At 62.9% G+C, this 26,287-nt stretch carries 29 protein-coding genes and 1 pseudogene; 15 read left to right on the top strand and 15 right to left on the bottom strand.

Annotated elements, in window-relative coordinates; translation table 11 throughout:
* The first annotated feature begins 3 nt into the window (after window positions 1–3).
* The 4 genes from GZ092_RS13525 (at window position 4) to GZ092_RS13510 (ending at window position 3,841) form a co-directional block, all read left to right on the top strand.
* Window positions 4–321 carry a YnfA family protein gene (locus GZ092_RS13525; protein ID WP_293637106.1) on the top strand — a complete coding sequence of 106 codons (318 nt, stop codon included), beginning with the start codon at window positions 4–6 and terminating at the stop codon, window positions 319–321.
* Between the two features lie 842 nt (window positions 322–1,163).
* Window positions 1,164–1,859 carry a cupin domain-containing protein gene (locus tag GZ092_RS13520; protein ID WP_293637105.1) on the top strand — a complete coding sequence of 232 codons (696 nt, stop codon included), beginning with the start codon at window positions 1,164–1,166 and terminating at the stop codon, window positions 1,857–1,859.
* 2 nt (window positions 1,860–1,861) lie between these two features.
* Window positions 1,862–3,004 carry an FAD-dependent oxidoreductase gene (locus GZ092_RS13515; RefSeq protein ID WP_293637104.1) on the top strand — a complete coding sequence of 381 codons (1,143 nt, stop codon included), beginning with the start codon at window positions 1,862–1,864 and terminating at the stop codon, window positions 3,002–3,004.
* 159 nt (window positions 3,005–3,163) lie between these two features.
* Window positions 3,164–3,841, top strand: coding sequence for a nitroreductase (locus GZ092_RS13510; RefSeq protein ID WP_293637103.1), 678 nt, complete (start codon window positions 3,164–3,166; stop codon window positions 3,839–3,841).
* A gap of 256 nt (window positions 3,842–4,097) precedes the next feature.
* Here GZ092_RS13510 and arsB read toward each other — a convergent pair whose 3' ends face one another.
* The 3 genes and pseudogenes from arsB to GZ092_RS13495 all read right to left on the bottom strand — a co-directional run bounded on the left by arsB (window position 4,098) and on the right by GZ092_RS13495 (window position 5,809).
* Window positions 4,098–5,123: an ACR3 family arsenite efflux transporter gene (gene arsB, locus GZ092_RS13505; RefSeq protein ID WP_293637102.1), complete on the bottom strand. Its 1,026-nt coding sequence runs from the start codon at window positions 5,121–5,123 to the stop codon at window positions 4,098–4,100.
* 32 nt (window positions 5,124–5,155) lie between these two features.
* Window positions 5,156–5,362 (bottom strand): annotated as a pseudogene (locus GZ092_RS13500) (arsenate reductase ArsC); the annotation flags it as partial.
* Window positions 5,363–5,458: 96 nt separating this feature from the next.
* On the bottom strand, window positions 5,459–5,809 hold the full coding sequence (locus GZ092_RS13495) for a metalloregulator ArsR/SmtB family transcription factor (protein ID WP_293637101.1): 351 nt from the start codon (window positions 5,807–5,809) through the stop codon (window positions 5,459–5,461).
* Window positions 5,810–5,894: 85 nt separating this feature from the next.
* Here GZ092_RS13495 and arsC point away from each other — a divergent pair, with 85 nt between their 5' ends.
* The 4 genes from arsC (at window position 5,895) to GZ092_RS13475 (ending at window position 8,434) form a co-directional block, all read left to right on the top strand.
* Window positions 5,895–6,326, top strand: a complete 432-nt coding sequence (gene arsC, locus GZ092_RS13490) for an arsenate reductase (glutaredoxin) (RefSeq protein ID WP_293637100.1) — start codon at window positions 5,895–5,897, stop codon at window positions 6,324–6,326.
* The gene (gene arsH / locus GZ092_RS13485) at window positions 6,313–7,053 is read left to right on the top strand and encodes an arsenical resistance protein ArsH (protein ID WP_293637099.1); all 741 of its coding nucleotides are present in this window, start codon (window positions 6,313–6,315) and stop codon (window positions 7,051–7,053) included. The genes arsC and arsH overlap by 14 nt, the downstream gene beginning before the upstream one ends.
* Window positions 7,054–7,244: 191 nt before the next feature.
* Window positions 7,245–7,493 carry a hypothetical protein gene (locus GZ092_RS13480; protein WP_293637098.1) on the top strand — a complete coding sequence of 83 codons (249 nt, stop codon included), beginning with the start codon at window positions 7,245–7,247 and terminating at the stop codon, window positions 7,491–7,493.
* Between the two features lie 101 nt (window positions 7,494–7,594).
* The gene (locus tag GZ092_RS13475) at window positions 7,595–8,434 is read left to right on the top strand and encodes a GNAT family N-acyltransferase (RefSeq protein WP_293637097.1); all 840 of its coding nucleotides are present in this window, start codon (window positions 7,595–7,597) and stop codon (window positions 8,432–8,434) included.
* 6 nt (window positions 8,435–8,440) lie between these two features.
* On the opposite strand, the gene GZ092_RS13470 is transcribed toward GZ092_RS13475, so the two are convergent.
* Window positions 8,441–9,415 (bottom strand): NADPH:quinone oxidoreductase family protein, encoded by a 975-nt coding sequence (locus tag GZ092_RS13470; RefSeq protein ID WP_293637096.1) that lies wholly within the window; start codon window positions 9,413–9,415, stop codon window positions 8,441–8,443.
* 158 nt (window positions 9,416–9,573) lie between these two features.
* Here GZ092_RS13470 and surE point away from each other — a divergent pair, with 158 nt between their 5' ends.
* The 4 genes from surE (at window position 9,574) to rlmD (ending at window position 13,744) form a co-directional block, all read left to right on the top strand.
* A complete protein-coding gene (surE, locus tag GZ092_RS13465; RefSeq protein ID WP_293637094.1) occupies window positions 9,574–10,359 on the top strand; it encodes a 5'/3'-nucleotidase SurE in 786 nt (261 codons plus the stop codon).
* A gap of 13 nt (window positions 10,360–10,372) precedes the next feature.
* Window positions 10,373–11,227 carry a protein-L-isoaspartate(D-aspartate) O-methyltransferase gene (locus GZ092_RS13460; RefSeq protein WP_293637093.1) on the top strand — a complete coding sequence of 285 codons (855 nt, stop codon included), beginning with the start codon at window positions 10,373–10,375 and terminating at the stop codon, window positions 11,225–11,227.
* Window positions 11,228–11,404: 177 nt separating this feature from the next.
* Window positions 11,405–12,172, top strand: coding sequence for a peptidoglycan DD-metalloendopeptidase family protein (locus tag GZ092_RS13455; RefSeq protein ID WP_293637137.1), 768 nt, complete (start codon window positions 11,405–11,407; stop codon window positions 12,170–12,172).
* Window positions 12,173–12,277: 105 nt separating this feature from the next.
* Complete coding sequence (gene rlmD, locus GZ092_RS13450; protein WP_293637092.1) at window positions 12,278–13,744, top strand: 23S rRNA (uracil(1939)-C(5))-methyltransferase RlmD; 1,467 nt, start codon at window positions 12,278–12,280, stop codon at window positions 13,742–13,744.
* Between the two features lie 61 nt (window positions 13,745–13,805).
* Here rlmD and GZ092_RS13445 read toward each other — a convergent pair whose 3' ends face one another.
* On the bottom strand, window positions 13,806–14,498 hold the full coding sequence (locus GZ092_RS13445; RefSeq protein ID WP_293637090.1) for a Bax inhibitor-1/YccA family protein: 693 nt from the start codon (window positions 14,496–14,498) through the stop codon (window positions 13,806–13,808).
* A gap of 206 nt (window positions 14,499–14,704) precedes the next feature.
* Here GZ092_RS13445 and GZ092_RS13440 point away from each other — a divergent pair, with 206 nt between their 5' ends.
* Complete coding sequence (locus tag GZ092_RS13440) at window positions 14,705–15,112, top strand: heme-binding protein (protein ID WP_293637088.1); 408 nt, start codon at window positions 14,705–14,707, stop codon at window positions 15,110–15,112.
* Window positions 15,113–15,349: 237 nt separating this feature from the next.
* On the opposite strand, the gene GZ092_RS13435 is transcribed toward GZ092_RS13440, so the two are convergent.
* The 8 genes from GZ092_RS13435 to bfr form a co-directional block, all read right to left on the bottom strand.
* Window positions 15,350–15,514, bottom strand: a complete 165-nt coding sequence (locus tag GZ092_RS13435; protein ID WP_293637135.1) for a hemin uptake protein HemP — start codon at window positions 15,512–15,514, stop codon at window positions 15,350–15,352.
* 60 nt (window positions 15,515–15,574) lie between these two features.
* The gene (locus GZ092_RS13430) at window positions 15,575–15,985 is read right to left on the bottom strand and encodes a biopolymer transporter ExbD (RefSeq protein WP_293637086.1); all 411 of its coding nucleotides are present in this window, start codon (window positions 15,983–15,985) and stop codon (window positions 15,575–15,577) included.
* Between the two features lie 2 nt (window positions 15,986–15,987).
* The gene (locus tag GZ092_RS13425; RefSeq protein ID WP_293637085.1) at window positions 15,988–16,716 is read right to left on the bottom strand and encodes a MotA/TolQ/ExbB proton channel family protein; all 729 of its coding nucleotides are present in this window, start codon (window positions 16,714–16,716) and stop codon (window positions 15,988–15,990) included.
* Between the two features lie 20 nt (window positions 16,717–16,736).
* Window positions 16,737–17,486, bottom strand: coding sequence for an energy transducer TonB (locus GZ092_RS13420; RefSeq protein WP_293637084.1), 750 nt, complete (start codon window positions 17,484–17,486; stop codon window positions 16,737–16,739).
* 138 nt (window positions 17,487–17,624) lie between these two features.
* Window positions 17,625–17,858: a (2Fe-2S)-binding protein gene (locus tag GZ092_RS13415; RefSeq protein ID WP_293637083.1), complete on the bottom strand. Its 234-nt coding sequence runs from the start codon at window positions 17,856–17,858 to the stop codon at window positions 17,625–17,627.
* 130 nt (window positions 17,859–17,988) lie between these two features.
* The gene (locus GZ092_RS13410; RefSeq protein ID WP_293637081.1) at window positions 17,989–18,702 is read right to left on the bottom strand and encodes a Fe2+-dependent dioxygenase; all 714 of its coding nucleotides are present in this window, start codon (window positions 18,700–18,702) and stop codon (window positions 17,989–17,991) included.
* A gap of 86 nt (window positions 18,703–18,788) precedes the next feature.
* Complete coding sequence (locus GZ092_RS13405) at window positions 18,789–21,071, bottom strand: TonB-dependent siderophore receptor (protein WP_293637079.1); 2,283 nt, start codon at window positions 21,069–21,071, stop codon at window positions 18,789–18,791.
* 274 nt (window positions 21,072–21,345) lie between these two features.
* The gene (bfr, locus tag GZ092_RS13400; protein WP_293637078.1) at window positions 21,346–21,822 is read right to left on the bottom strand and encodes a bacterioferritin; all 477 of its coding nucleotides are present in this window, start codon (window positions 21,820–21,822) and stop codon (window positions 21,346–21,348) included.
* A gap of 135 nt (window positions 21,823–21,957) precedes the next feature.
* Here bfr and GZ092_RS13395 point away from each other — a divergent pair, with 135 nt between their 5' ends.
* Entirely contained in the window at window positions 21,958–22,248 is a 291-nt protein-coding gene (locus GZ092_RS13395; protein WP_293637077.1) for an HNH endonuclease signature motif containing protein, read from the top strand.
* An 85-nt stretch (window positions 22,249–22,333) separates the two neighbouring features.
* The gene (locus tag GZ092_RS13390) at window positions 22,334–23,671 is read left to right on the top strand and encodes a DUF3422 domain-containing protein (RefSeq protein WP_293637076.1); all 1,338 of its coding nucleotides are present in this window, start codon (window positions 22,334–22,336) and stop codon (window positions 23,669–23,671) included.
* Between the two features lie 10 nt (window positions 23,672–23,681).
* Here GZ092_RS13390 and GZ092_RS13385 read toward each other — a convergent pair whose 3' ends face one another.
* Window positions 23,682–25,523, bottom strand: coding sequence for an ABC transporter ATP-binding protein (locus GZ092_RS13385; RefSeq protein ID WP_293637075.1), 1,842 nt, complete (start codon window positions 25,521–25,523; stop codon window positions 23,682–23,684).
* Between the two features lie 39 nt (window positions 25,524–25,562).
* Window positions 25,563–26,273, bottom strand: coding sequence for a phosphoserine phosphatase SerB (gene serB / locus GZ092_RS13380; RefSeq protein WP_293637073.1), 711 nt, complete (start codon window positions 26,271–26,273; stop codon window positions 25,563–25,565).
* Window positions 26,274–26,287: the final 14 nt, after the last annotated feature.

Below are 26,287 nucleotides of genomic sequence, written 5' to 3'. Positions count from 1 at the left end.
GTCGTGAAAACCTTCTTCCTGTTCCTGGCCACCGCGCTGGCCGAGATCATCGGCTGTTACCTGCCCTACCTGTGGCTGGTCAAACAGGCTTCGGTATGGATGCTGGTCCCGGCGGCCGTCAGCCTGGTCCTGTTCGCCTGGCTGCTGACGCTGCATGAGGCCGCCACCGGACGGGTGTATGCCGCTTACGGTGGCGTTTACATCAGCGTGGCGCTGGCCTGGCTATGGGCGGTGGACGGGGTGCGCCCTACGGTCTGGGATGTGGCGGGCGTGAGCCTCAGTCTGGCCGGCATGGGGCTGATCATGTACCAGCCCAAATGAGCGGACGGCCCGGCGCGGCCGGGTCGATGAAAGGCTGGACGGTAACTGCTAACCGCTGTAAAAATAGTAGCTCAAAGCGAACGCGGGCACAGGGCGCTTTGAATTTTCAGTGCAATAAACGACGGCTCAAAGGACAACCGGCGCCGAGTCTTCAAGCTTGGTCAATCAAGCGCTGTAGACCTTTTACGGTGTGCACCCGTCGCGCGGCTTTCTCGGGATCCATTCATCAGATCGGCATGGTACCGGGCAGCAGAGGGTGCGCGAGACTCTGGAATCGGTGCGTCGCGACCGGCGGCAGGCTGGCGAAATTATGGGAATCGGCCGCGCCACGCTTTGGCGGAGGATGCCGCAAGCGCAGGCAAAAAAACTTATTTATTCAGCACGCAGCGCTCTTTCTGCCGGGGAGCGCTTTCCAAAACGGGGCTCAAGAAATTAACGTCAAATCTGCTTTATACGCATACTGATAAAGCGTATATAGCTATTATTTTTGTAGTAAAAAAACTTGGCTGTCAAGAGATATGGCCACCTGCCGCTAAACTTTCTGCCTCATGACTGCCTATTCTGCCCGCTTGCCCCTGCATGTCTTGTTGCACCCAGTGGTGTTTCGGAGTTTTGCCGCTTTGGCCGCTTGCAGCAACGCCCTGGCCTGTCTGGCGCAATCGCCCGCACGAGCAAAAACTGGCGGGAATGGCCGGGCTCGATGGGGCCTGCGCCGCTCCCTGATCGACAGGTGGAAGTCGTTCACTCCATGGCATGTGGCACCCATATGTCCCTGATCGTGCCTGATGCCTGTTGCTGCATGCCGCCAGCTTTTCACTTCACGTATTTCTGAAAGAACATCCATGCGCATTCACGAAAATTTCTTGCTCCGTGCCATCGTCACACCCGATCAGCACCAATGGGTGGCCTCACCCATGGCCGGTGTCGAGCGCGTGATGCTGGACCGGGTGGGCGAAGAAAAAGCCCGCGCAACCAGCTTTGTGCGTTACGCACCTGATTCGCACTTTCCGCGCCATCTGCATCCGGGTGGTGAAGAAATCTTCGTGCTGACCGGCACCTTCTCGGATGAGTATGGGCACTATCCGGCAGGCTGGTATTTGCGTAATCCGCCTTCTTCGTCTCACCAGCCCTTCAGCGTTGAAGGCGCCACCATCTTTGTCAAGCTGTGGCAGATGCAGCCAAGCGACAGCCACTCTGTGCGCATAGACACGAGCGATCCGGCAGCCTGGCAGCGTCAGGCAGGCCGCGAGGTCTGCCCGCTGTTCAAAGACGATAAAGAGCAGGTCTGCCTGCAACGCCTTGCGCCGGGCCAAACCTTGTTTGCCGAATCGCCGAACAGCGCCGAACTGCTGGTGCTGGAAGGCAGCGTGGTGATGGGAGACCAAACCTGCGAGCGCGGCAGCTGGATACGCCTGCCTGAGGGGGACTTGCCACAGATCGCCGCCAACGCAGCGGGCGCCACCGTTTACCTCAAGACCGGTCACCTGACCCAGACGGCTTTGACAGCGGTTACAGCCTTGTCGGCGTTGAAGGCCTAGCCATGCAGACAGCGCGCATCGCCATCGTCGGCGCAGGCCTGAGCGGCCTTTATGCCGCCTATTTGCTGGAGCAACAAGGCATTCAAGACTACGTGCTGCTGGAAGCACGCGACAGCCTTGGCGGGCGTATCGCGTCCGTCCCCGTCTCGGGCCAATCGGCAACTAATGCCGCGACCGACGCAGAAAAATCAGACCGTATCGACCTGGGACCCACCTGGTTCTGGCCCGGCTACCAGCACCAGTTGGGGCGCCTGGTCGATGCGCTGGGCCTCAAGAGTTTTGAGCAGTTTGAGGCCGGCGATACGGTGGTGGAACGCTCGTCCCATGAGCCGCCTGTGCGCACGCGGGGCTACGTGAACTCGCCCGCCTCGATGCGCCTGATGGGCGGGATGGGCGCGCTGACCGACGCGCTGCACCGCCGCCTGGATGCTACGCGCATTCACACCGGGCAGACGGTACGCCGCCTGCGCAGCACGCAGCAGCATGTGGAACTGGACAGCGATGGCGGGAATGACGCCAAAGGCCACTCCACGACCTGGCGCGCAGAGCATGTGTTGCTGGCGCTGCCGCCGCGCCTGCTGGCGCACCGCATTGAATTTATGCCGGCCTTGCCAGCAGCGCTCGTCCGGCAATGGCGTGCAACGGCCACCTGGATGGCGCCTCATGCCAAATACATCGCCATTTACGACACCCCGTTCTGGCGCGAGCAAGGCTTGTCCGGAGAGGCCAGAAGCGCACGCGGCCCGCTGGGCGAAATCCACGATGCGTCGATGCCGTGCGGCAGCGCAGCGCTGTTCGGCTTCTTTGGCCTGCCTGCCAACGTGCGCCAGAACGTGCCCGAGGACGAACTGCGCGCGCATTGCCGCGCGCAATTTACACGCCTGTTCGGCAGCCAGGCGGCCACGCCCAAGGCCGAATTCATCAAGGATTGGGCGCTGGACCCTTACACCGCCACTGCTACCGATCTGGACGGCGTGAGCCAGCACGCACAAGCGCCAGCCACCACGGCGTCGTCTGGCCCCTGGAGCGGCCGCGTGACCGGCATCGCCAGCGAGTGGTCGCCGCAGTTTCCGGGCTACGTCGCCGGTGCCATTGAAGCGGCGAGCTTGGGTGTAGAGGGCTTGCGTGCAGTAACTGCGCGATGACGCGTAGGGCAAAGCCTGTGCCCGCGCCCTTGTGCAGGCGGCAAGGGCCGGGCGTGTCACGCAGTTGACCCGCAGCGCAGACCGCCCTTGGGAGAATGTGCCGACATCAGGACACCCGTGCCATACCGCCCGCGCAGTCCCAACCCCTACGAGACCCGCATGAAATTCGATGACGTCATCCAGCAGCGCCGCAGTATTCGCGGCTACCTGAACAAGCCCGTTTCCAGGGCGCTCATCCGCGAGGTGCTGGCGCTGGCCATGCGTGCCCCCACCTCGCTGAACACCCAGCCCTGGAATTTTTACGTCGTTACCGGCGAGGTACTTGACCGCATTCGCGCAGGCAACGTGGAGCGCAACCTGGCCGGCGTGCCCGATTCACGCGAGTTTCGCCTGGGCCCCCATTACGAAGGTTCGCACCGCGAACGACAGATCGGCGTTGCCAAACAGCTGTTTGCCGCCATGGGCATTGAGCGCGACAACAAGGCCAAGCGGCAAGACTGGATACTGCGCGGCTTTCGCCAGTTCGACGCGCCAGTCTCGATCGTGGTGACCTATGACCGCTCCATTCAGGGCAGCGACATTGCGCCATTCGACTGCGGCGGCGTGGTGAACTGCATCGTCAATGCCGCCTGGGCGCGTGGCCTGGGCTGCGTGATCAACAGCCAGGGAATCATGCAATCGCCTGTCGTGCGCGCCGAAGCCGGAATTCCCGACGACCAGGTGATCCAAACCTGCATCGCCATGGGTTGGCCCGACGAGAGTTTTCCGGCCAATGCCGTGGTTTCGCAGAGGAAATCTGTGGACGAGGCGGCGACGTTTGTGGGGTTTGCGGACTGAGCTGAAGGGAGGGCGCGCCAGCAGTTCGAGGTCGCGGGTTTCTATGTGCTCGCCATACGGGTCGGCGCTGCCCAGGAAGCGCAGCAAGATGGCGTCTCGTACGGCGCCAGAGCGTTTGGTTTGCGGTACAAAGCGGGAAAAAAACGAGGTCCTGCGGTGAGTTGTCCGGTTGAATAATTTAAATGTTGGTAGCGGCCTGCGCCCACCACACCTGGGCGTTAAAGGCTTGTTGGTGCAATAAAAAGAAGGGCACTTCTCAAGACGGGCGCACCACAAACCAGTGCTGTGTCCGGTTGATGATGGCCACCAGCGACAGCATGACCGGCACTTCGACCAGCACGCCCACCACGGTCGCCAGCGCTGCGCCCGAATGCAGGCCGAACAGCGAAATCGCCACCGCCACCGCCAGCTCGAAAAAATTCGACGTGCCGATCAGGCAGGCCGGCCCGGCCACGTTGTGCGGCAGCTTCAGGGCCTTGGCCGCGATGTAGCTGATCACGAAAATGCCGTAGCTCTGCAGGATCAGCGGCACGGCAATCATCGCGATCACCAGTGGCTTGTCCACGATGGTTTGTGCCTGAAAGCCGAACAACAGCACCACCGTGGCAATCAGGCCGACGACCGACCAGGGCTTGAGTCTGGCCACGAAGTCGGCCACCGCGTGAGGAGATCGTTTTTGCAGCACATGCCGCGTCGCCATGCCTGCCGCCAGCGGCAGCACCACATACAGCACGGTCGAGAGCACCAGCGTTTCCCACGGCACGGTGATGTGGGTCACGCCGAGCAAAAAGGCGGCAATCGGCGCGAAAGCAAAGACCATGATCAGGTCGTTGACCGACACCTGCACCAGCGTGTAGTTGGCGTCGCCCTTGACCAGCTGGCTCCAGACAAACACCATGGCAGTGCAGGGCGCGACGCCCAGCAGGATCATGCCGGCGATGTATTCGCTGGCTGACTGCGGATCAACCCAGGGCGCAAAGATGTACTGGAAAAACAGCACGCCCAGCGCCGCCATGGTGAAGGGCTTGATCAGCCAGTTGACGACCAGCGTCAGGAACAGGCCGCGCGGCTTCTTGCCCACGTCCTTGACCGCCGACCAGTCGATCTGGATCATCATCGGGTAAATCATCACCCAGATGAAAACCGCCACCACCAGGTTGACGTGGGAAATTTCCAGTCCGGCAATACCTTGGAAAGCGCCGGGCGACAGCAGGCCCAGGCCCACGCCGGCCACGATGCCCAGCGCGACCCAGACGGTTAAAAAGCGTTCAAACAATCCCATGATTTTTTCTTTCTGCGTGCGGAGATTCAGGCGCTGCGCTGGCCTTCGGTGGAAATGCCTGCGTTCTGCAGCAGCTGCAGGGCGAGTGGGTTGGGCTGCTGGTGGTCGCGCGGGCTGCTGCCGGCTGAAAAAGCCTTGAAGCGGCCCTTGCCGATGTGGTTCAGGATGGCTTCGGCCAGAATGCTGCGGGCAGAGTTGTGGGTGCACAGGAATAAGACGTTCAATGGGCGTTCAGGCATGGCGGTGACTCGTTGGTTGGTGACAGGTTCACTATGAAATTGATAGTGGCCAGCGCACGCCAGCATTGCGCAAGCCGCTAAAAAAGCTTGAAAATATCAACAGGCAACGCTGGCGGAGGCACCGCAGGCCTGGCCTTCGCAGCAATGCTCGGTCAGGTAGGCGAGCAGGGCGTTCATGTGGCCAATGTCGGCGCGGTAGATCAGGTTGCGGCCGCGCGGCTCGCTGCTGACCAGGCCGGAATGCGCCAACTCCTTGAGGTGAAATGACAGTGCGCTGGGGGCTACGGCCAGTTGTTCGGCCATCACGCCCGGCGTCAGCCCGTCGGGGCCGGCCACCACCAGCGCCCGGAACACCCGCAGGCGCTGCACTTGAGCCAGTGCAGCCAGCGCCTTGACGGCGGACAGCTCGTCGAGGGGGGCAAGTTCGGTGTGTGTAATTGTTTCCATGTTTCAAATATAATTGAATAATAGAAACATTGCAATTTTCCGAACACGCCGAGCGTCTTTTAATTTCAACAGGAGCATCGAACCCATGGCTGACATCACGATTTACCACAACCCGAAATGCGGCACCTCGCGCAATGTGCTGGCGCTGATCCGCAACACCGGCGCAGAGCCGGAAATCATCGACTACCTGAAAACGCCGCCCACGCGCGACAAGCTGCTCGAACTGATCGCCCGGATGGACGTTCCCGTGCGCGACGCGATGCGGCAAAAGGAAGCGCTGTACGGCGAACTGGCCCTGGACAACCTGGCGCTGGGCGACGACGCGCTGGTCGAGGCGATGCTGGCGCACCCGATCCTGATCAACCGGCCCATCGTGGTCACCCCGCTGGGCACGCGCCTGTGCCGCCCGTCGGAAACGGTGCTGGACATCCTGCCGCTGCCGCAGCGCGCCGCCATCGCCAAGGAAGACGGCGAGCCGGTGGTCAACGAACAAGGAGTGCGAGTTGACGCACGCTAATGCCCTTGCCACTTCCCTCGCCAGGGACCTGCCCAACCTCGACCCGGCGCTGTTCGCCGTGCCTGCGCTGGAGCGGCTGCAAACCACTGCCAGCCCGCATGCACCGCGCATCCTGCTGCTCTACGGCTCGGTTCGCGAGCGTTCCTACAGCCGGCTGCTGAGCGAGGAGGGCGCCCGGCTGCTGCAGGCCATGGGCTGCGAGACCCGCACCCTCGACCCGCGCGGCCTGCCGCTGCCCGACGACGCGCCCGACACGCATCCCAAGGTGCAGGAGCTGCGGCAACTGGCGCAATGGGCCGATGGCATGGTCTGGACCTCGCCCGAACGCCACGGCGCCATGACCGGCATCATGAAGTCGCAGATCGACTGGATTCCGCTGGCGCAGGGCGCGGTGCGTCCGACGCAGGGCAAGACGCTGGCGCTGATGCAGGTGTCGGGCGGCTCGCAGTCCTTCAATGCCGTCAACCAGCTGCGCGTGCTGGGCCGATGGATGCGCATGCTGACGATTCCCAACCAGTCGTCGGTCGCCAAGGCCTTTCTGGAATTCGACGAGGCCGGGCGCATGAAACCGTCGGCCTTTTACGACCGGGTGGTCGATGTGATGGAGGAACTCGTCAAGTTCACGCTGCTGACTCGGGGCGTGTCGCCGTACCTGACGGACCGCTACAGCGAGCGCCGCGAAAGCGCCGAAGCGCTGTCAAAACGGGTCAACCAGCGTTCACTCTAGCCACCACGCCAAAAAATACATTAAATCAGCTGCTTCCGCTTTTCTGGCGTGCGCTGACTGCTCTTGATTCAATAGCGCCTGGCGGCCTGAACCCGCGCCGTCGACGCTGTCACGCAACTGCCGCCGAACTGACACGGCGACGTCACGCGCATCGCCCAGAATTACGCCATGACCGCTTGAAGGAGCATGCCATGGCTATCGATACGCACCCCGCCGGCGAGCCCGGACCCACCGCAGGCCGCGCCGCCTGCAGCCCGATTCACGATCTGGACCGACAGCGGCTGCGCATTCTTCGCTGCACCGCCCACGCCATGGCCAGCAGCCCCGGTGGCCTGCGCTTCAAGGCAGGCACACGGCCGTGGCTCGAAGGCCTGCCGTCGGCGTCGGCCAGGGGCAAGGGCCGGCGCATGGATGCCATCCCGCAGCCCGCCGCCTGTTGACCCGTCACTTGTTCCAAGCCCCTTCACCGGGGCTTTTTTACAGCCCTTACGCCGGGCGCCCCAGGGGTTGCGTGATCGACCCGGATAACCAGGAAGCCGCTATGAAAGAACTGCCCACGCCCACCTTTGCGTTTTCGCCGGTCGCAACGCCCCGGAGGTCGCTTCATCCGGGCGTTCATGCGCTCACTCCAGTTTTGCCAGTGGGGAAAATTTCGGTCAGCTGGGCCCGGCACCAGGACGAAGTCCGGGAAGCGCAGCGGCTGAGATACCAGGTGTTCGCGCTGGAAATGGGCGCCACGCTGCCTAAAACGCTGCCCGGCCACGACATCGACCTGTTCGATGACTACTGCGAGCATCTGCTGGTGCGCGACGTGGCCAGCGCGCAGGTGATTGGCACCTACCGGGTGCTGACCCCCACCCAGGCCAGGCGCGTCGGCGGCACCTACAGCGATCTCGAATTCGACCTGGTGCGGCTGCGCTCCCTGCGCGAGCGCATGGTCGAGCTGGGCCGCAGTTGCGTGCATGCCGACCACCGGCACGGCGGCGTGATTCTGGCGCTGTGGGGCGCGCTGGCCGAGTTCATGGGGCGCAACCAGCTCGACACCATGATTGGCTGCGCCAGCATTCCAATGCAGCACCAGGGCGTGCCGGGCGGGCATGCGGCCGCCAGCATCTGGCGCCAGGTCCGGCAGGCGCATCTGGCCGGGATCGAATACCGGGTCACGCCGCGCCTGGCCTTGCCGGTGGAGCAACTGGACGATTCGCTGGTCGTCGAGCCGCCAGCCCTGATCAAGGGCTACCTGCGCCTGGGTGCCCGGGTGCTGGGTGCGCCGGCGTGGGACCCTGACTTCAACTCGGCCGATCTGCCGATGATGATGCGCGTGTCAGACCTGCCGGCGCGGTATCTGAAGCATTTTTCCGCCAATGCGGCAGGGGCTTGAAGCCGTTCAGTTCACCATCACCAGCTTGCCTTTGACGGCACGCGAGCCCATGCGCGCATAGGCGGCCTTGAGGTCGGCCATGGGCAGGGTGCCGTCGATCACCGGCTTGATCTTGCCCTGCGCATACCACTGGGCCAGCTCGGCCATCGCGGCGGCGTTGGCCTTGGGCTCGTTCTTGGCAAAGCCGCCCCAGAACACGCCTACGATGGACGCACCCTTGAGCAGCGTGAGGTTCAGCGGCAGCGCCGGAATGCTGCCTGCCGCGAAGCCGACCACCAGGTAGCGGCCGCGCCAGGCAATCGAGCGGAACGCCGGCTCGGCCAGGTCGCCGCCCACCGGGTCATAGACCACGTCCGGGCCTTTGCCGCCGGTCAGCAGCTTGAGGGCTTCGCGCAGGTCCTGCGTGCTGTAGTTGATGGTGGCATCGGCGCCAATGGATCGGCACAGCGCGCACTTTTCATCGCTCGACGCAGCGGCAATGACGCGCGCGCCCAGCGCCTTGGCAATCTGGATGGCCGACGTGCCAACGCCGCCGGCTGCCCCCAGCACCAGCACGGTTTCGCCCGGCTTGAGTTGCGCCCGGTCGGCCAGCGCATGGTGCGAGGTGGCGTAGATCATGATGAAGGCGGCGGCATCGACAAACGGAAAACCTTCAGGCAGCGGCATGCACTGCGCGGCTGGTGCGATGGTGTGCGTGGCAAAGCCGCCAGTGCCCGACAGGCAGGCGACATGCTGGCCGACCTTCAGCTGCGTCACGCCGTCGCCCACGGCCTGCACCACGCCGGCATATTCCGAGCCCGGCACGAAAGGCAGGGGCGGCTTCATCTGGTACTTGTTCTGCACGATCAGCAGGTCGGGGAAATTCAGGCTTGCCGCCTTGATCTCGATCAGCACCTCGCCGGCCCGGGGTTCGGGCGTGGGCAGTTCGGTCCAGCGCAAGGCGTCAACGCCGGTGGGGTTTTCACAAAGCCAGGCATGCATGGACAGGTCTCCAGAAATAAAGGGGGAAAGCCGGATGGGCGCTGCTTGGGGGCAGGGCCCGGCGAAGGTGGTCAAGCCCTCATCATAGGCAAACCGGCTGGCGCGGCCTTCCTGGAAACCCGCAGGGCCTGTCACGACCGGGACCGTAGAATCAAAGCATGAAAATCCTGATCTGCAATGACGACGGTTACCAGGCCAGCGGCATCGTCGCCCTTTACGAAGCGCTGAAAACCATTGCCGATGTCGAAGTGGTTGCCCCCGAACACAACAACAGCGCCAAATCCAACGCCCTGAGCCTGCATACGCCGATGTATGTGCAGACGGCGGCCAACGGCTTTCGCTACATCAACGGCACGCCCGCCGACTGTGTGCACATTGCCCTGACCGGCCTGCTCGGCTACCGGCCAGACCTGGTGGTGTCGGGCATCAACAACGGCGCCAACATGGGCGACGACACGATTTATTCCGGCACTGTCGGCGCGGCCATGGAAGGCTATCTGTTCGGCATCCCGGCCATCGCCTTTTCGCAGACCGAAAAGGGCTGGGCGCACATCGACGTGGCGGCGCAGCAGGCGCGCAACCTGGTGCAGCAGCTGATCCCCTCGCTTGAAGCCGTGGCCGAGGGCGCGCAGCCGAGCGTGCCGCCGTGGCTGCTCAATGTGAACATTCCCAACCTGCCTGCCGGGCAGGTCGAGGGCTTCAAGGTGTGCCGGCTGGGGCGCCGCCATGCGGCCGAGCGTGTCATCATGCAGACCAGCCCGCGCGGCGAGACCATGTACTGGATCGGCGGCGCCGGCCAGGCCAAGGAAGCCGGCGAGGGCACCGACTTTTATGCCACCGCGCAGGGCTATGTGTCCATCACGCCGCTGCAGGTGGACCTGACGGACCATGAACGACTGCCTTACTGGGCACAGACGGCGGCCAAGCTGAGCCACAAGCACTGAAAAAGGGAGAGACATGAAGACACCGCAGAAGCCGAGCCTCGATTCCGCCGGCAAACTGTCTTCTGCCGGCGCCCGGCCTGCGTTTCCGGTGCAACTCAATCCCGACAAGGGCAATCCATTTGCTGCAAAAAGCGTAGCGGTGGCTGCCCGTGCCGCCAGCGGTGCAGGCCAGAATGACCTGAAAAGAGCATTTCAGCCGGGGGCTTCGGGCGGATTGGGGCTTGATTCGGCGGTGCGCGCCCGCATGGTTCGCCGCCTGGCCGGGCAGGGCGTTGTCGATGTGCAGGTGCTGGCCGCCATGGGGGCCGTGCACCGGCATCATTTTGTCGATACGGCGCTGGCCGACATGGCCTACGAAGACACCAGCCTGCCCATCGGCCTGGGCCAGACCATTTCCAAACCCAACGTGGTGGCGCGCATGCTCGAATTGCTGCAGCACGGCCTGCATGACGCCAGCGGCAAGCTGGGCCGGGTGCTGGAAATTGGCACCGGCTGCGGTTACCAGGCGGCCGTGCTCAGCCACCTGGCAACCGAGGTCTACAGCATGGAGCGCCTGCGCGGCCTGCATGACAAGGCCCGCGAGAACCTGCGCACCCTGCGCCTGGCCAATGTGCACCTGCTGTTTGGCGACGGAATGAACGGCTTTGCCAGGGGCGCGCCCTACGCTGCCATCATTGCAGCGGCGGGCGGCGAGGCGATTCCGCCGGCCTGGACCGAGCAACTCGCCGTAGGCGGACGTCTGGTTGCGCCGCTGCAGGATGCCAGCGGCGCCCAGGCGCTGGTGGTGATCGACAGGACGCTACAGGGATTTCGGCAGACTTTACTGGAGGCGGTGCACTTTGTCCCTTTAAAATCAGGAGTCGGATGAGCCGGGGCTGATACGTCAGGCCCGGTGTCAATCAGGCAATGGTTAAAGATGAAGGAATCAATGAGCAACAGCATCTGGTCGTACCGCATGGAATCCTTTCCTGCCTCTGGACCCCTCAAGCGCACTGGCTGGACTTCGCGCCTGGCGCTGCCCTGCGCCGTCGCCGCAGCCCTGCTGATGGTCGGCTGCGGATCCCGTACGCTGAACAGCGCACCGGTCGAGGACCGCGGAATCGGCATGACGCGCCCGGCCGACGCGGCCAAACCCCTGCCCGGGGCCGAGAACGCCGGGAAACCGGGCTACTACATGGTCAAGCCCGGCGACACCATGATGCGCATCGGCCTGGAAAATGGCCAGAACTGGCGCGACATTGTCCGCTGGAACAGCCTTGAAAACCCGAACCTGATCGAAGTTGGACAGGTGCTGCGGGTCGTGCCTCCTGCCAGCGAAGGTGTTGCGGTGGTCACCCGGCCCGTCGTGCCGGGAAGCGTGGGCAGTGCATCGGCTCCATCCGCCAGCGCCACCCGGCCGGGTTCGGTCCCTGCCAACGGCTCCACCGCGCCCTCGGGCAGCGACGAGGATGTGGGCTGGATCTGGCCGGCACAGGGAACGCTGGTGGCCGGATTTGACGAAGCCAAGAACAAGGGGCTGGACATTTCAGGAAGGTCCGGCGATCCGGTGGTGGCCTCGGCCGATGGCCGGGTGGTGTATTCGGGCGAGGGCCTGCGCGGCTACGGCAAGCTGATCATCCTCAAGCACAACAACACCTTCCTGACCGCTTACGCGCACAACAAGACGCTGCTGGTCAAGGAAGACCAGACCGTCAAGCGAGGCCAGAAAATCGCCGAAATGGGCAACAGCGACGCCGACAAGGTCAAGCTGCATTTTGAAATCCGCCGCCAGGGCAAGCCGGTCGATCCGGCCAAATACCTGCCGCCGCGCTAAGCTGCTGGGGCTGTAGCGCTTCAGGAGTGCGGCTCTGGCCGGACTCCTTTTTTTCATGAGTGTTCGTTTTGAAGGCCGGGCGCCTGCGGCCTGAGACAATTGGGCATGACCGAAGAAATTCCCAAACAAGCGCTGACCGCACCGGCCGACTATCCACTTGACCTGCTGACCGTTGAATCGCTCGACATCGAAGCCCAGGGCATCGCCCACCGCGCCGATGGCAAGGTGGTGTTCATCGAAGGCGCGCTGCCTTTCGAGCAGGTGACGGCCAATGTGTACCGCAAGAAAAGCAGCTTTGAAAAAGCCACGCTGCTGGTGGTTCACCACGAGTCGTCCCAGCGCGTGCGCCCGGCCTGTCCGCACTTTGGCATGCACACCGGCGCCTGCGGCGGCTGCAAGATGCAGCACCTGCACATCGGCGCGCAGGTCGCCGTCAAGCAGCGTGTGCTCGAAGACAACCTGCGCTTCATCGGCAAGGTGAAGGCCGACAACCTGCTCCGGCCGATTGAAGGACCGGCCTGGCACTACCGCTACCGCGCGCGCCTGTCGGTGCGCTACGTGCGCAAGAAAGGCACGGCGCTGGTCGGTTTTCATGAACGCAAGAGCGCCTATGTGGCCGACATGCGCGAATGCCATGTGCTGCCGCAGCATGTGAGCGACATGCTGGTGCCGCTGCGCGGGCTGATCAGCAGCATGGACGCGCGGGAAACCATTCCGCAGATCGAACTGGCCTGCGGCGATGACGTGACGGCGATGGTGCTGCGCCACATGGAGCCGCTCAGCGACGCCGACCTGGCGCGGCTGCGTGCCTTTGCCGACGCGCATCCCGGCGTGCAGTGGTGGCTGCAGCCGGGCGGGCTGGACACGGTGAAGCTGCTTGACGAGGCGGTCCGTGAACTGAACTACGGCCTGCCCGAGTTCGGCATCACCATGCCGTTCAAGCCGACCGATTTCACGCAGGTCAACCCGCACATCAACCAGGTGCTGGTGTCGCGCGCGCTGCGACTGCTTGACGTGCAGCCGACCGAGCGGGTGATTGACTGGTTTTGCGGGCTGGGCAATTTCACATTGCCGCTGGCGACCAAGGCGCGTGAGGTGCTCGGCATTGAAGGCAGCGAGGTGCTGGTGGCCCGGTCACGTGAGAATTATGAGCGAAACAAGCCTGCTTCGCCCGTTCGGCCTGCGCTGGCAGCTATTAAATTCGTAGCGCGCAATCTTTTCGAGATGACGCCGGCCATGCTGGTCCGGGACGGCGCGGCGGAAAAGTGGCTGGTCGATCCGCCGCGCGAAGGCGCGTTCGAGTTGTTCAAGTCGCTGGCCGCGCTGCACCAGCAGATCGTGACCGGCGTGCCGTGCGATGACGGCGTGCACCAGCAAAGCCTGGCGCTGGAGGGCTGGACGCCGCCCGTACGCATCGTGTATGTGAGTTGCAATCCGGCCACGCTGGCGCGCGATGCCGGCGTGCTGGTCGAAAGCGGTGCTTACCGCTGCACGGCGGCGGGCGTGGTCAACATGTTCCCGCACACGGCGCATGTCGAGTCCATGGCGGTGTTTGAACGCGTGCAGACTTGACTGCCGCAGCAGACATGAAAAAAGGGCCGAGATGGCCCTTTTTTTGTGCGCAGCAAAAAACTCAGTCGCGTTCGCCGCCCATGATGCCCAGCAGGGCCAGCAGCGCCTGGAACACGTTGAACAGGTCCAGGTAAAGCCGCAGCGTGGCGCTGATGTAGTTGGTCTCGCCGCCGTCGAGGATCTGCTTCAGGTCATACAGCATGTAGGCGCTGAAGATGCCGATCACTGCGACCGAGATCGCCATCATGCCGGCGGTCGAGCCGACAAAGATGTTGACGATGGAGCCCACCATCACCACCAGGGCGCCGACAAACAGCCATTTGCCCATGCCGGAGATGTCGCGCTTGATGACGCTGGCCAATGTAGCCATGACAAAGAACACGCCGGCTGTGCCGCCCATGGCCGTCATGATCAGCTGCGCGCCATTGCTGAAGCCCAAAATCATGCCGATCATGCGTGAAAGCATCAAACCCATGAAGAAGGTGAAGCCCAGCAGCACCGGAACGCCGGCAGAAGAGTTTTTGGTCTTTTCAATGGCGTACATGAAGCCGAATGCACCGCCCAGGAACACCACCAGTCCCAGTCCACCGGTCAATGCCTGCGTGATGCCCGTGGCCACGCCCAGCCAGGCGCCCGCCACCGTGGGCAGCAGGCTGAGCGCCAGCAGCCAGTAGGTGTTGCGCATCACCTTGTTGCGCTCCTCGGCCGACTGCGCGCCTGCGCCGTAGCCAAAGGTCCGTACGTTGTCAGTCATGATTTCAACTCCTTTAAAACCCGCGTGTGCAGGCGATACCTTCATTTTATGGGCCATGCCGGATTTATCAAATCATCGGCATGGTGCAGCTCCTACTATTTGTAAGGGCTCTTTTGACTGCGTTGGAGTCAATGATGCCGCCGGGGTTCCCCGAATATGCGTATGCTCGACACCTTTTACAAAAATCCGGAAAGTATCCTATCGCCATGAAATCCAAACCCCTGTTAGAACACGCCGACATCAAGGCCATCGCTGCCGCCGCCGAAGCCGAAGCGCTGAAAAACAACTGGGCCGTGACCATCGCCATCGTCGATGACGGCGGCCATTTGCTGCACCTGCAGCGACTCGATGGTGCCGCGCCGCTGTCGGCGCACATCGCCCCGGCCAAGGCCAACACCGCCGCCATGGGACGCCGCGAGAGCAAGGTCTATGAAGACATGATCAACGGCGACCGTCCCGCATTCCTGTCCGCGCCCTGCGTGGCCGGCATGCTCGAAGGCGGCGTGCCCATTGTCAAGGACGGCCAGTGCCTGGGTGCAGTGGGCGTCAGTGGCGTCAAATCGACCGAGGATGCGCAGATTGCACGCGCCGGCATTGCCGCCATCGGCCTGTAAAACACGCAATACCTTCGATCAGGCCAAGGCCTGACACAAAAAAGCCGACGCAATGATCGTCGGCTTTTTTGTGTCTGTGATGAAGGCGCCGTCTACAGGGTCCAAAAAAAGCCTGGCTATTCGACCTGTGCAAGGTCCGTGGCTGGCAAAAACGATCTTGGGGCAGGGCGCCCGGATCGTCCCACGATGAAACGGTTGAAGTGAAGTGAAGTGAAAAAAAGGTAGGGAAGGCCTTGCCTACTTGGTCAGGATCAGCTTGCCCAGGCGGGTGGCCTGCAGGCGGTACGTTGCGCCGTTATGGTTGATCTCGACCGTTTTTTGCCCACGCAACAACTCGGTGCTGTCCACGCAGTCCGAACGCGTGCCGGCGGCCTGGGGACTTGACGCCTTGCCGGGTGCCATGGCGGTAGGTTCCTTGTCTGTGCTGGTCGGGTGGGATGGCGTTTTGTACATGCAAGCTCCTCAGTTCTTCGGTTCGGTGATGAAGCCTATCTTGCGCAGGCCGGCCTGTTGCGCCGCCGCCATGGCCTGCGCCACACGTTCGTAGCGCACCGCCTTGTCGCCGCGGATGTGCAGGTCGGGCTGCGGATTCAGCGCGGCGGCAGCCTGCAGCCGGGGCGCCAGCTCGTCGTCGGTGATTTTGGTGTCGTTGATGTAATAGCTGCCGTCGGCATCGACGCTGAGCCTGACCGTTTCCGGCTTGATGAGTTGCTGCTCATTGCTGGCACGCGGCAGGTCGATGTTGACCGAATGCTTCATGACGGGCACGGTGATGATGAAGATGATCAGCAATACCAGCATGACATCCACGAGCGGCGTCATGTTGATCTCGTTCATCACTTCGTCGGTGTCGTCCTGGGTTCCAAAGGCCATGATCAGCTCCCTTTTTTCATGGCCAGGACGTTGGCCGCACCAGGACCGCTGACCCTGGCACCGGTCACGAAATAAGCATGCAGGTCATGGGCAAAGCGGTTGAGCTTGCCGCTGACCGACTTGTTGCCGCGCACCAGGGCGTTGTAGCCCAGCACGGCAGGAATGGCGACGGCCAGGCCCATCGCGGTCATGATGAGGGATTCGCCGACCGGTCCGGCCACCTTGTCGATGCTCGCCTGGCCATTCAGGCCAATCGCCAGCAACGCATGGTAGATGCCCCAGACCGTGCCGAACAGGCCGACAAACGGCGCTGTGGAACCCACCGAGGCCAGTACGGCCAGGCCGGACTGCATCCGGGCAGTGATGTCGTCAATCGAATTGCGCAGGCTGCGGGTGACCCATTCGCTCAGGTCGAGTGCGTCATGCAACTGGGGTTTGGCATTGCCGTCCTTGTGCAGCACATGAGCCGTGGCTTCGCGTCCTTCAAGCGCCAGCACGCGAAACGGGTTGGCCGGGTCAGCGCCGAACCTGGCCAGGCCATCGGCAAAGTCGGCGCTGTGCCAGAAGCTTTCGGTCGCCTTGGCCTGGGCCGAGAGACGGCGTACGTCGAGGGCCTTGATGATGATGACCATCCATGAGGCCAGGGACATGAGCAGCAGCAAGATAGCCACGCTTTTGGTGACGATGTCGCCTTGTGCCCAGACGTGGGCAAGGCCGAATTGGGTTTCCATTTTCTAACGACTCCAGAGAACTATTCAAGAACAAAATTAATCGGCACGTTGAACCACATGTCCTCGGCCACGCCGCCGCGCTTGCCGGGGACGTAACGCCATTTCAGGACGGTGTTCAGCGCAGCCTGGTCCAGGCGCTCGTAGCCGCTGGACTGGCGAAGCTCGGCCTTTTTCGGCGTGCCGTCGGCACCAATCAGCACCCGGACCACGACCTTGCCCTGCTCGCCCAGGCGCTTGCTGAGTGCAGGGTAGGCAGGCTTGGGGTTTTGGAGGTAGTCGGCATTGCTCGAAGGCAGCTGCACGGAAGCCGCCGCCGGTGGACCGCTCGGTGCTGCCGGCCCTGCTGGCGCTTCGGCCACCGGGGCCGGCGTGGTCGCGGGCGCCGGGGTCAGGCTGCCTGCCGGTGCGTTGGGCGAGGGCGTCGGGTCGGCAATGGCCAGCGGCTGCGCCTGTGGCCGGACGACCGGTTTGGGCACGGTTTTTTTCTGCACGGGCGGCGCAGGCGTGACGGGCCGCACTGGCGCAGCAGGCGGGGCCGGTGGCGCGAGTTCGGGCTGGGGCTGGGGCTGGGGCTGGGGCAATTCGATCAATTCGGCCAGCACCTCGACCGGCACGATCAATTCGGCCTTGCGCAACATCAGGCCGCTTTGCAACGCCCAGATCAGGCCGACATGCAGCGCCACCACGGCCATGGCAATCACGGTATTGCGGCTCAGGCGCGCTGGCGCCTTGGGCGAATCGCAGGGAATACCTGAAAAGGTGGCGTTCATGAAAGAAAGAGGTTTCAAAAAAAGTAGCAGCGCAGCAGCGAGGAACCCATGTGCAACAGGTATTTGACAGGTTTCAGCGGCGAAAGATCCACCACGCAGCGCCAATCACCAGCATCAGGCTGACGGGAAGTGCGGCGATCACGCTGCCTGAATGTTCCATGGCGGGCCCGGCGCCAAGTCTGCGGCCTGCGAAATATTGGCGCTTGGGCAGGTGGCGCTGCATTGGGACACCACATCGCGGGCACTGCTCTCGCACCGGCCGCACTGCGTGGCTACACCGAGTTCGAACTGGATGTCGTCAAAGCCCATGCCGGCACGGGCGTGGCGGGCAATTTCGCGGTCAGAGATTCGGCGGCAGACACAGATGATCATGGTTGGCCTTGAGTGCAGATAGTTTCAATCGGACGACTCCATTATAAATGAGAATAGGTCGCATTTGCAATTGGCTAGTGTTTATGTTTGTAATAAAAACTTTTGACCAGGTCGGGAAACGATTTTCCGCTCAAACGTTGGCCCACATGCGCAGCAGGTTGTGGTAGCAGCCGGTCAGCCTGACGACCTCGCTGCTTTCGGCGCTGCCTGGCGCGGCCTGCGCCATGTCTTTCTGCCGCAGCGAGGTGATCGCCATGTCCATGTCGTACAGCAGCCGGCGCTTCGCATCGGCGCGAACCATGCTTTCAATCCAGAAAAAACAGGCCAGCCGTTCGCCGCGCGCCACGGGCTCGACGCGGTGTACCGACGTTCCGGGGTACATCACCAGGTCGCCTGCTTCAAACTTGATGCGCTGCTCGCCGTAGGTGTCCTGCACCACGAGCTCGCCGCCGTCGTAGCTGGCCGGGTCGCTCAGGAACAGCGTGCAGGAAATATCGGTGCGCACATGGCGCGCCGTAGCCGCATGGGTGCGCACCGCGTTGTCGATGTGGTTGCCGAAGTGGTTGGTGGCGCTGCCGCCGCCATAGCGGTTGAACAGCGGCGGATAGACCGATTTGGGCAGCGCGCCGGTCACGAACATCGGGTTGCGGGCCAGTGCCACCGAAACCAGGTGGCGGGCCTGCTGGGCGGCCGGCAGTTCTTCAGGCAGCTGCCGGTTGTTCTTGACCGTGCCAGACTGGCTGCCGGCGGTGATGCGACCATCAGCCCAGTCGGCGCTGAGGATCAACTGGCGGACTTGCGCGAGCTCGTCAGGCGCAAGGACTTGGGGAATGCGAAGCAGCATGGGTATTTCCAAAAGGAATCGGACATTGCGGCATGAATCCGGAATGTCCGAGGAGGCAAGGGCGCCTGATGGCAGGCGTTTCGGTGTCAGAACCGGCTGGTCAGCGTCAGGCGCACACTGCGCTCGTCGCCCGGTGCGGCAAAGCCCCGGTACAGCGTGTTGTAGTACACCTTGTCAAACAGGTTGTCGATGTTGAGTTTCAGGCTGGTGCCCTCGTTGACGCGGTATTCGAGCAGCGCGTCGGCCTTGACATAACCCGGTGCGCGGTTCAGAGAGGTCACGCTGTTGGCGGGCTTGTTCTGGCTTACCGCCGTGAAGCCACCGCCGACGCGCCACTTGTCACCGATGCGGTAGGTCGAGAACAAGGTCGCCTGGCGGCTCGGGCTCAGCCCCGGGTTTTGCCCGACTTCAGCCTGACCGGCCGCATTCGAGCCTGCCTGGTCAATCACCGCTTTCATGAAGCCGACGCCGGCAAAAATATCCCACTGCGGCGTGATGCGGCCGGCAATCTCGAACTCCAGTGCATCGGTGTGGCGCTTGCCCGACAGCAGGTAGGAATTGTTGGCGGTATCGATGTCGGTGTTGCGCTCGTTGAACTTTTCCGTGCGTGCCAGTGCCGTGCGGAACGACAGGTCGCCACCGTACAGTTCCCACTTGGCGCCGATTTCCATGTTGCGGCTGCTTTCCGGGTCGGTATTGGCCGAGGTTGGGTCAAACTGGTAGAGGTCGCCGGAGGTGTTGAACGACGTGCCATAAGATGCGTAATAACTCACCTCGTCGGTGGGCTGAAACATCACGCCCAGGCGTTTGCTCAGCAGGGTGTCCGAGCGCGACAACGGCGTGTTGTTGGGCGCGGTATTGCCGGTGCGTTCGTAGTCGCCCTTGAAGTTGTCAAGGCGCAAACCGCCCACCAGCTTCCAGTGCGGCGCAATGTCTACCGTGTCCTGCAAATAAATGCCCAGCGTGCGCGCCTGGAATTCCGTGGCCAGCCGCTGCGTCAGATCGCCGCTGATACCGGCACTGCCCGGATTGCCCGCCGTGGTGGCTGGCTTGGCACTGGCCAACAAAGGGTAGGTGGAGCGATTGGCCTTTTCAAGTGCGTATTCAGCGCCGACCAGCAAGCTGTTCTTGCGGCCAAACCAGTGGGTCGTTGTCAGGTAGTCGGTCTGCAAGAAGGTGTGGTGTTCTTCGCCCGACTTGGCATTGGTGCGCCGGTTCACCAGCGTGTTCGGGTTGATGTTGAGGCTGGTTGTACCGGAGGAAAAACTGGATTGCGTGGCCCACATGGCGCGCGAGTAGTGACCGTCGCGCGCTGTGGTTTTCAGGCTGCTGCCGTCGCTCCAGCGGTGGGTGTGCGACAAGGTCAATACATCGGCCTTGTCGTTCTGGAAGTCGCTGTCCAGGCCATACCAGTATTTGTGGGTGGGCGAGGGCGCTGGTTTGCCTTCCAGCCACTGGAAACCCCAGTCGGGCTTGTCGTTGTAATGCAGGTGGTAGTAGCTGACCGCGAATTCGTTGGCGGTGCCAATGCCGAATCGGTAGTCCAGCGCCAGGCCGCGTCGATGCGTGGAGGCGCCGGCATTGTCGCCGCGCCCGTCGCCGTCGGTCGCCATGGCATTGATGCGCAGGGCGGCATCGTCATCGAGCTTGAAATTGAAATCACCCATGTAGCGCTGGTAGCCGTTGGTGCCAATCGTCGCATTGACTTCCTGCTCAGTGATCAGTCGCGGCTGCTTGCTGACCTGGCTCACGATGCCGCCGGTAGAGCCCCGGCCAAACAGCATGGACGCGGATCCGCGCAACACTTCCACCCGGTCGATGTTGAACAAGTCACGGTTGTACTGCGCAATGTCGCGCATGCCGTCGAGGTAAATGTCGCCCGCCGCGCTGAAGCCGCGCAGCCGGATGTTGTCGCCGACGCGGCCGCCTTCGCCGGCCTCGAACGTGATGCCGATGACGTTTTCCAGCGCGCTTTTGAAGCTGTCCTTGCCCTGGTCATGGATCAGCTTGTCGTTTATCACGGTCAGCGACTGCGGAATGTCCTTGGCCGCCACCGGCATCTTGCCGACGCTGGTGACGCCGCTCTGGTAGGTCTGGGCTGCGCGGTCGCGGGTTCCGGTCACGGTGACGGGCGCCAGGGTTTTGCCTTCAACCTGCGTTGCGCCTGTCATGGCCGTGGCAGGGGTGTCGGGCGCCATGCCTTGCGCCCAGCCTGAAACGGAAGCGGCCAGCATCAACGCGCCCAGAGGCAAGAGCGCCCGTTCGGACGATGGCTTGAAATCGGCGGTGGAAGACCGCTGGGTGATGCCGGCAGGGCGCGATGTTGCGGTGCGCCTGATGCGCACAGGACGTGCAGAAGGTTGTGCCAAGGGAAGGACTCCAAGCAGGGTCCGGCTTGACAAGCTGCGGACCGGTTGACAGAAAATGGCTTGGCTGTGCTCGAAGCGGTCCCTCCGGGACGCGAGTTGGCTGGCTCGTGAATTGAGTGTTGAGTTTATGTCAAATGAGAATTATTCGTAATTACTTTAGGCTAAAAAACGTATCTTTCACCAAGTTTGAAGCCTGAAAACAACAACGGGGCCAAAAAGCCCCGTTGTTGTTTAAAGCTGCTGCCCCGAATGAAGCGGCAACCGGAATGTGCCTTTAACTCAGCTCGCCCATCTGGCTCTGGATGTAGTTCTGGATGCCGACCTTGCCGGCCAGGTCAATCTGGGTTTCCAGGAAGTCGATGTGTTCCTCTGTGTCGTTCAGGATGTCCTGCAGCAAATCGCGCGACACATAGTCGCGAACGCTTTCGCAGTGCGCTATGCCGTCCTTGACCGTGACCTGCGCGGCCGACTCCAGCTTCAGGTCGCAATTGAGGACCTCCAGCACATCCTCGCCAATCATCAGCTTGCCCAGGTCCTGCAGGTTGGGCAGGGCGTCGAGCATGAACAGGCGGTCCATCAGCCTGTCGGCATGCTTCATCTCGCCGATGGATTCGTCGTATTCCTTCTTCGCCAGCTTGTCCAGGCCCCAGTGTTTGTACATGCGGTAATGCAGGAAATACTGGTTGATGGCGGTCAGCTCGTTTTTGAGCTGGGCCTGCAGGTATGCAATGACTTGTGCGTCGCCCTTCATGGCAATCCTTTGATGTTGGGAAAGGGGCTATTGTCGGCATGCCCGCCGCAACGAGCAAGCCAAAGGGGCAATCGCATGACCGCTCTCAGCAGCGTTGGGTCCAGAAAATGCATTTTTTTGAATGAAAATGCCCGCATGAGCAGTTTGCAGCACCTCCGCATCAAGATGTACCGCACCGTCGCCCGCCAGTTGCATGGCGTGGTGCCGTGCTGGGTCTGCGGCCAGCATGTCACGCCAGAGGCGGCGACACTGGAACATATCCAGGCTTTGTGCGACGGCGGCAACAGCCATGCCGAGAACCTGGCCATCAGCCATGAAGTCTGCAACGGCCAGCGCCATGCGATTGGCCCGGTGCCTGCTTCCAGCACCTTGCCGGGTCAGGTGCAACGCCGGTCAGCGCAGGCGCTAAACGGCAAGATGGCGTGAGTCCAGAGTACCGGAATATGGTGAATAAACCTGTTTCTGCAAGCCTGCCGGGCGTGTCCAGCTATCAAAAAAGTAGTATTCATTCATGACCTCCAGCCTGCCTCCGCTTTGCCTTTCGGCCAGCTACCTGCCGCCCGATGATCCGCAGCGCAGTGCGCTGCACAACGAGGTGCATGCCCGCCCGCCTGCGCGGGTGCGGCTGCCGGCGCTGATCGTGCAGGTCGCCGTGCTCAATGCCGGCATCACGCGTGAAGACGAGTGTGCGCATCTGCGCCGCCTGAGCGGCCAGGCTGAGCTGCCGCTGGAACGCCTGAGCGGCAATTTCCTGCGCCTGCCGTGCGGTCACTTCACCGTGAAATGGGAGCGGCATACCGAATTCACCCGCTATTCCATCGTGCAGGCGCTGCCTGACGGTGCGCTGCTTGGCGCGTCCGAACCCGAACTGCTTTCTGGCCTGGCCGTCACGCCTGAATGGCTGCGCGGCATTCCGGGGCGCACCGTGTCGGCCATCCAGCTGGTCATGGTCGAAGGCCTGCTCGGCGATGCGCCCGCGCTGATGGCGCAGGCGCAGGCCTGGTTCGGCGGGCGTCCGGTGATTGCCTCGCAACTGGGCCACGGCCATTCGTGGGCGGTGACCGACTTCCAGATTGGCGCCGACGGCTTTGAGCGCATGCTTGTAATTGCCGCGCCGGGCACCAGCGAAAGCCGCGCCGGCCGTATTTCGCAGCGCCTGCTGGAGGTCGAAATCTACCGGCTGATGGCCTTGCGCGGCTTGCCGGTGGTCAAGCAACTCGCGCCCATGCTGTCTGAAGCCGAAAGCGCGCTGGCCGACATCACGGCCCGGCTGGAAGGCAAGTCGGCGTCGGACCAGGAACTGCTTGACACGCTGGTGTCGCTGGCCGCCCGCGTCGAGCGCGCCACCGCCGAGCACATTTACCGTTTTTCCGCCACCCGTGCCTACAACACACTGGTCGGCCAGCGCCTGACCGAACTGCGCGAAAAGCCGATTTCAGGCACCCAGACGCTGAGCGAATTCATGCAGCGCCGGCTGTCGCCTGCCATTGCCACGGTGGCCGCCACGGCACAGCGCCTGACCTCGCTGTCGGAGCGGGTGACGCGCACCAGCGCCTTGCTGCGCACCCGGGTGGACATTGCCACCGAAACGCAAAATCAGGTGCTGCTGGAAAAGCTCACGCGCGGGCAGGAGCTGCAACTGCGCCTGCAATCGACGGTTGAAGGCCTGTCGATTGCCGCCATCTCGTACTACGTCATCAGCCTGCTGCTTTACGCCGGCAAGGCGGCCAAGGCAGCGGGCGCGCCGGTCAATCCGGAAATGCTCGCCGGCGCCTTGATTCCGCTGGTGTTGTGGTTTGTCTGGCGCAATATCCGGCGCATTCATGCCAAGCTGCATGGCGGGCACTGACGGCCTGCGCCTATTCCTCGGTCTCGTCGGGTAGAAAACCGCCGCTCTGGTGTGCCCAAAGCCGCGCGTAAACACCGCCAAGGGCGAGCAGGGCGCGGTGATCGCCTTCTTCCACGATGCGGCCCTGGTCCAGCACGATCAGGCGGTCCATCGCCGCGATGGTCGAGAGGCGGTGGGCAATCGCAATCACGGTCTTGCCCTTCATCAGTGTGTTCAGGCTGGTCTGGATGGCAATTTCCACTTCGGAGTCCAGCGCGCTGGTGGCTTCATCGAGCAGCAGGATGGGCGCGTCCTTCAGCATCACGCGGGCAATGGCCACACGCTGGCGCTGGCCGCCCGAGAGCTTCACGCCGCGCTCGCCGACATGCGCATCAAAACCCGTGCGCCCCTGCAGGTCCGTCAGGCCGGCAATGAAACCGTCGGCCTCGGCCTGCCGGGCCGCCAGCCGCATCGCCTCCTCAGTCGCGCCGGGCCGGCTGTAGGTGATGTTGTCGCGCACCGAGCGATGCAACAGCGACGTGTCCTGCGTGACCATGCCGATCTGGCTGCGCAGGCTGTCCTGCGTCACGCCGGCAATATTCTGGCCGTCGATCAGAATCCGCCCGGCCTCGACGTCATGAAAGCGCAGCAACAGGTTGACCAGTGTGGACTTGCCCGCCCCCGAACGGCCGATCAAGCCGATTTTCTCGCCCGGCTTGACCGTCAGGTTGAGCTTTTCAATCACCCGAGTCCCCTGGCCGTAGCTGAAGCTCACGTCTTCGAAGCGCACTTCACCGTGTGGCACGGCGAGCACGCCGGCCCGGGCGGCGTCCTCGATCACACGCGGCTGCGACAGCGTGTTGATGCCGTCCTGCACCGTGCCGACGCCTTCAAACAGGCTGGTCATCTCCCACATGATCCAGTGCGACATGCCCTGCAGCCGGAGCGCCATGGCGGTGGCCGCCGCGACCGCACCGACGCCGACCTCGCCCAGTTGCCACAACCACAGCGACGTCCCGGCCATGCCGAGAATCAGACCCATGCTCAGCGCATGGTTGACAACCTCAAACGCACTGACGAGGCGCATCTGGCTGTGGCCGGTGTCCATGAACTCCTGCATCGCCGAGCGCGCAAACGCGGCTTCGCGGTGCGTGTGGGAAAACAGCTTGACGGTGGTGATGTTGGTGTAGGCGTCGGTGATGCGGCCGGTCATGAGCGAACGCGCATCGGCCTGCTGCTTGCCGACATGTCCCAGCCGGGGCACAAAGAAAAAGAGCGAGCCGATATACAGCAGCAGCCAGACCAGAAACGGCAGCACCAGCTTGAGGTCAAAGGCGCCCGCCAGCACCGTCATGGTGGCGATGTAAATCACCATCGCCACCAGCACATCGGCCAGCACAAACAGCGTATCGCGCACCGCCAGCGCCGTCTGCATGACCTTGGTGGTCAGCCGTCCGGCAAATTCGTCCTGGTAAAAAGCCATGCTCTGGCCCAGCATCAGGCGGTGGAAATTCCAGCGCAAGCGCATCGGAAAATTAATGGCCAGCGTCTGGTGCTTGATGACGGTTTGCAAGGCCACCACCGCAATGCTGGCAATCACCAGACCGGCCAGCACTTTCAGCGTCGTGCCTTGCTCGATCCACAACCGGGCCGGTGGCGTGCGGCCCAGCCAGTCCACGATGCGGCCCAGCATGGCGAACAGCAAGGCCTCGAAGGCCGCCAGCAGGCCGGACAGCACCGACATCAGCAGGATAAAGCCGCGTGCGCCCCGGCTGCAGGCCCAGATGAAGGCGATAAAACCCTTGGGCGGCAGCACCGGTTCTGCTTCGGGGTAGGAATGCAGCAGGCTTTCGAATTTTTGGAACAGGTTCATGGAGTGAAGGGTCGTTCAGCGCTTGATCATTTCAACGCTTCAGCTAAGCAACTCCAGCAAGCGGTCCAGCCCGCCTTCATTGATCGCCACCATCGCCTGCTCGCGCACTTTCGGCTTGGCATGGTAGGCCACCGACAGGCCGGCGGCGCCCATCATCGGCAGGTCGTTGGCGCCGTCGCCCATGGCAATCGCCTGCAGCGGGTTGATGCCGAGCTGTGCGCAGGTCTCCAGCAGCGTGCGGCGTTTTTCCTCGCCGTCGCAGATGTCGCCCCAGGGCTGATCGACCAGCTTGCCGGTCAGCAGGCCGTTCTCGATTTCCAGCACATTGGCGCGCAGGTAGTCGATGCCCAGCTCGCCCTGCACCCGGTCGGCGAAGAAGGTAAAACCGCCGCTGACCAGCAGCACCTTCATGCCCGCATCCTTGCAGGCGTGCACCAGTTCCGCCGCACCCGGGTTGAGCTTCAGGCGCTCGCGGTAAACCGCTTCCATGCTGGCCACGCTCACGCCCTTGAGCAGCGCCACGCGCCGGCGCAGGCTGTCCTTGAAGTCGGTGATCTCGCCGCGCATGGCCGCTTCGGTGATGGCCGCCACTTCAGCCTTGCGGCCCACGGCATCGGCAATTTCATCGACGCATTCGATGTTGATGAGCGTCGAATCCATGTCGAAGGCAATCAGTTTGAAGTCGCTCAGTTTGAGGTCAGGCGTGGCCAGGTTGATGACGAGGCCGGGGGAATGTTCGATGGGGTTCATGATCTGTTTACTAC

This window comes from Polaromonas sp., assembly GCF_010365105.1.
Classification (GTDB): Bacteria; Pseudomonadota; Gammaproteobacteria; order Burkholderiales; family Burkholderiaceae_C; genus Polaromonas.
This window is presented reverse-complemented; position numbering and strand designations above follow the sequence as displayed.

What these genes read in the sequence shown, in the direction of transcription:
- GZ092_RS13520 (WP_293637105.1), top strand. Translation starts at nt 1,164, where the DNA reads ATGCGCATTCACGAAAATTTCTTGCTCCGTGCCATCGTCACACCCGAT.
- GZ092_RS13515 (WP_293637104.1), top strand. Translation starts at nt 1,862, where the DNA reads ATGCAGACAGCGCGCATCGCCATCGTCGGCGCAGGCCTGAGCGGCCTT.
- GZ092_RS13510 (WP_293637103.1), top strand. Translation starts at nt 3,164, where the DNA reads ATGAAATTCGATGACGTCATCCAGCAGCGCCGCAGTATTCGCGGCTAC.
- arsB (WP_293637102.1), bottom strand. Translation starts at nt 5,123, where the DNA reads ATGGGATTGTTTGAACGCTTTTTAACCGTCTGGGTCGCGCTGGGCATC.
- GZ092_RS13495 (WP_293637101.1), bottom strand. Translation starts at nt 5,809, where the DNA reads ATGGAAACAATTACACACACCGAACTTGCCCCCCTCGACGAGCTGTCC.
- arsC (WP_293637100.1), top strand. Translation starts at nt 5,895, where the DNA reads ATGGCTGACATCACGATTTACCACAACCCGAAATGCGGCACCTCGCGC.
- GZ092_RS13480 (WP_293637098.1), top strand. Translation starts at nt 7,245, where the DNA reads ATGGCTATCGATACGCACCCCGCCGGCGAGCCCGGACCCACCGCAGGC.
- GZ092_RS13475 (WP_293637097.1), top strand. Translation starts at nt 7,595, where the DNA reads ATGAAAGAACTGCCCACGCCCACCTTTGCGTTTTCGCCGGTCGCAACG.
- GZ092_RS13470 (WP_293637096.1), bottom strand. Translation starts at nt 9,415, where the DNA reads ATGCATGCCTGGCTTTGTGAAAACCCCACCGGCGTTGACGCCTTGCGC.
- surE (WP_293637094.1), top strand. Translation starts at nt 9,574, where the DNA reads ATGAAAATCCTGATCTGCAATGACGACGGTTACCAGGCCAGCGGCATC.
- GZ092_RS13460 (WP_293637093.1), top strand. Translation starts at nt 10,373, where the DNA reads ATGAAGACACCGCAGAAGCCGAGCCTCGATTCCGCCGGCAAACTGTCT.
- GZ092_RS13455 (WP_293637137.1), top strand. Translation starts at nt 11,405, where the DNA reads ATGGTCGGCTGCGGATCCCGTACGCTGAACAGCGCACCGGTCGAGGAC.
- rlmD (WP_293637092.1), top strand. Translation starts at nt 12,278, where the DNA reads ATGACCGAAGAAATTCCCAAACAAGCGCTGACCGCACCGGCCGACTAT.
- GZ092_RS13445 (WP_293637090.1), bottom strand. Translation starts at nt 14,498, where the DNA reads ATGACTGACAACGTACGGACCTTTGGCTACGGCGCAGGCGCGCAGTCG.
- GZ092_RS13440 (WP_293637088.1), top strand. Translation starts at nt 14,705, where the DNA reads ATGAAATCCAAACCCCTGTTAGAACACGCCGACATCAAGGCCATCGCT.
- GZ092_RS13435 (WP_293637135.1), bottom strand. Translation starts at nt 15,514, where the DNA reads ATGGCACCCGGCAAGGCGTCAAGTCCCCAGGCCGCCGGCACGCGTTCG.
- GZ092_RS13430 (WP_293637086.1), bottom strand. Translation starts at nt 15,985, where the DNA reads ATGGCCTTTGGAACCCAGGACGACACCGACGAAGTGATGAACGAGATC.
- GZ092_RS13425 (WP_293637085.1), bottom strand. Translation starts at nt 16,716, where the DNA reads ATGGAAACCCAATTCGGCCTTGCCCACGTCTGGGCACAAGGCGACATC.
- GZ092_RS13420 (WP_293637084.1), bottom strand. Translation starts at nt 17,486, where the DNA reads ATGAACGCCACCTTTTCAGGTATTCCCTGCGATTCGCCCAAGGCGCCA.
- GZ092_RS13415 (WP_293637083.1), bottom strand. Translation starts at nt 17,858, where the DNA reads ATGATCATCTGTGTCTGCCGCCGAATCTCTGACCGCGAAATTGCCCGC.
- GZ092_RS13410 (WP_293637081.1), bottom strand. Translation starts at nt 18,702, where the DNA reads ATGCTGCTTCGCATTCCCCAAGTCCTTGCGCCTGACGAGCTCGCGCAA.
- bfr (WP_293637078.1), bottom strand. Translation starts at nt 21,822, where the DNA reads ATGAAGGGCGACGCACAAGTCATTGCATACCTGCAGGCCCAGCTCAAA.
- GZ092_RS13395 (WP_293637077.1), top strand. Translation starts at nt 21,958, where the DNA reads ATGAGCAGTTTGCAGCACCTCCGCATCAAGATGTACCGCACCGTCGCC.
- GZ092_RS13390 (WP_293637076.1), top strand. Translation starts at nt 22,334, where the DNA reads ATGACCTCCAGCCTGCCTCCGCTTTGCCTTTCGGCCAGCTACCTGCCG.
- GZ092_RS13385 (WP_293637075.1), bottom strand. Translation starts at nt 25,523, where the DNA reads ATGAACCTGTTCCAAAAATTCGAAAGCCTGCTGCATTCCTACCCCGAA.
- serB (WP_293637073.1), bottom strand. Translation starts at nt 26,273, where the DNA reads ATGAACCCCATCGAACATTCCCCCGGCCTCGTCATCAACCTGGCCACG.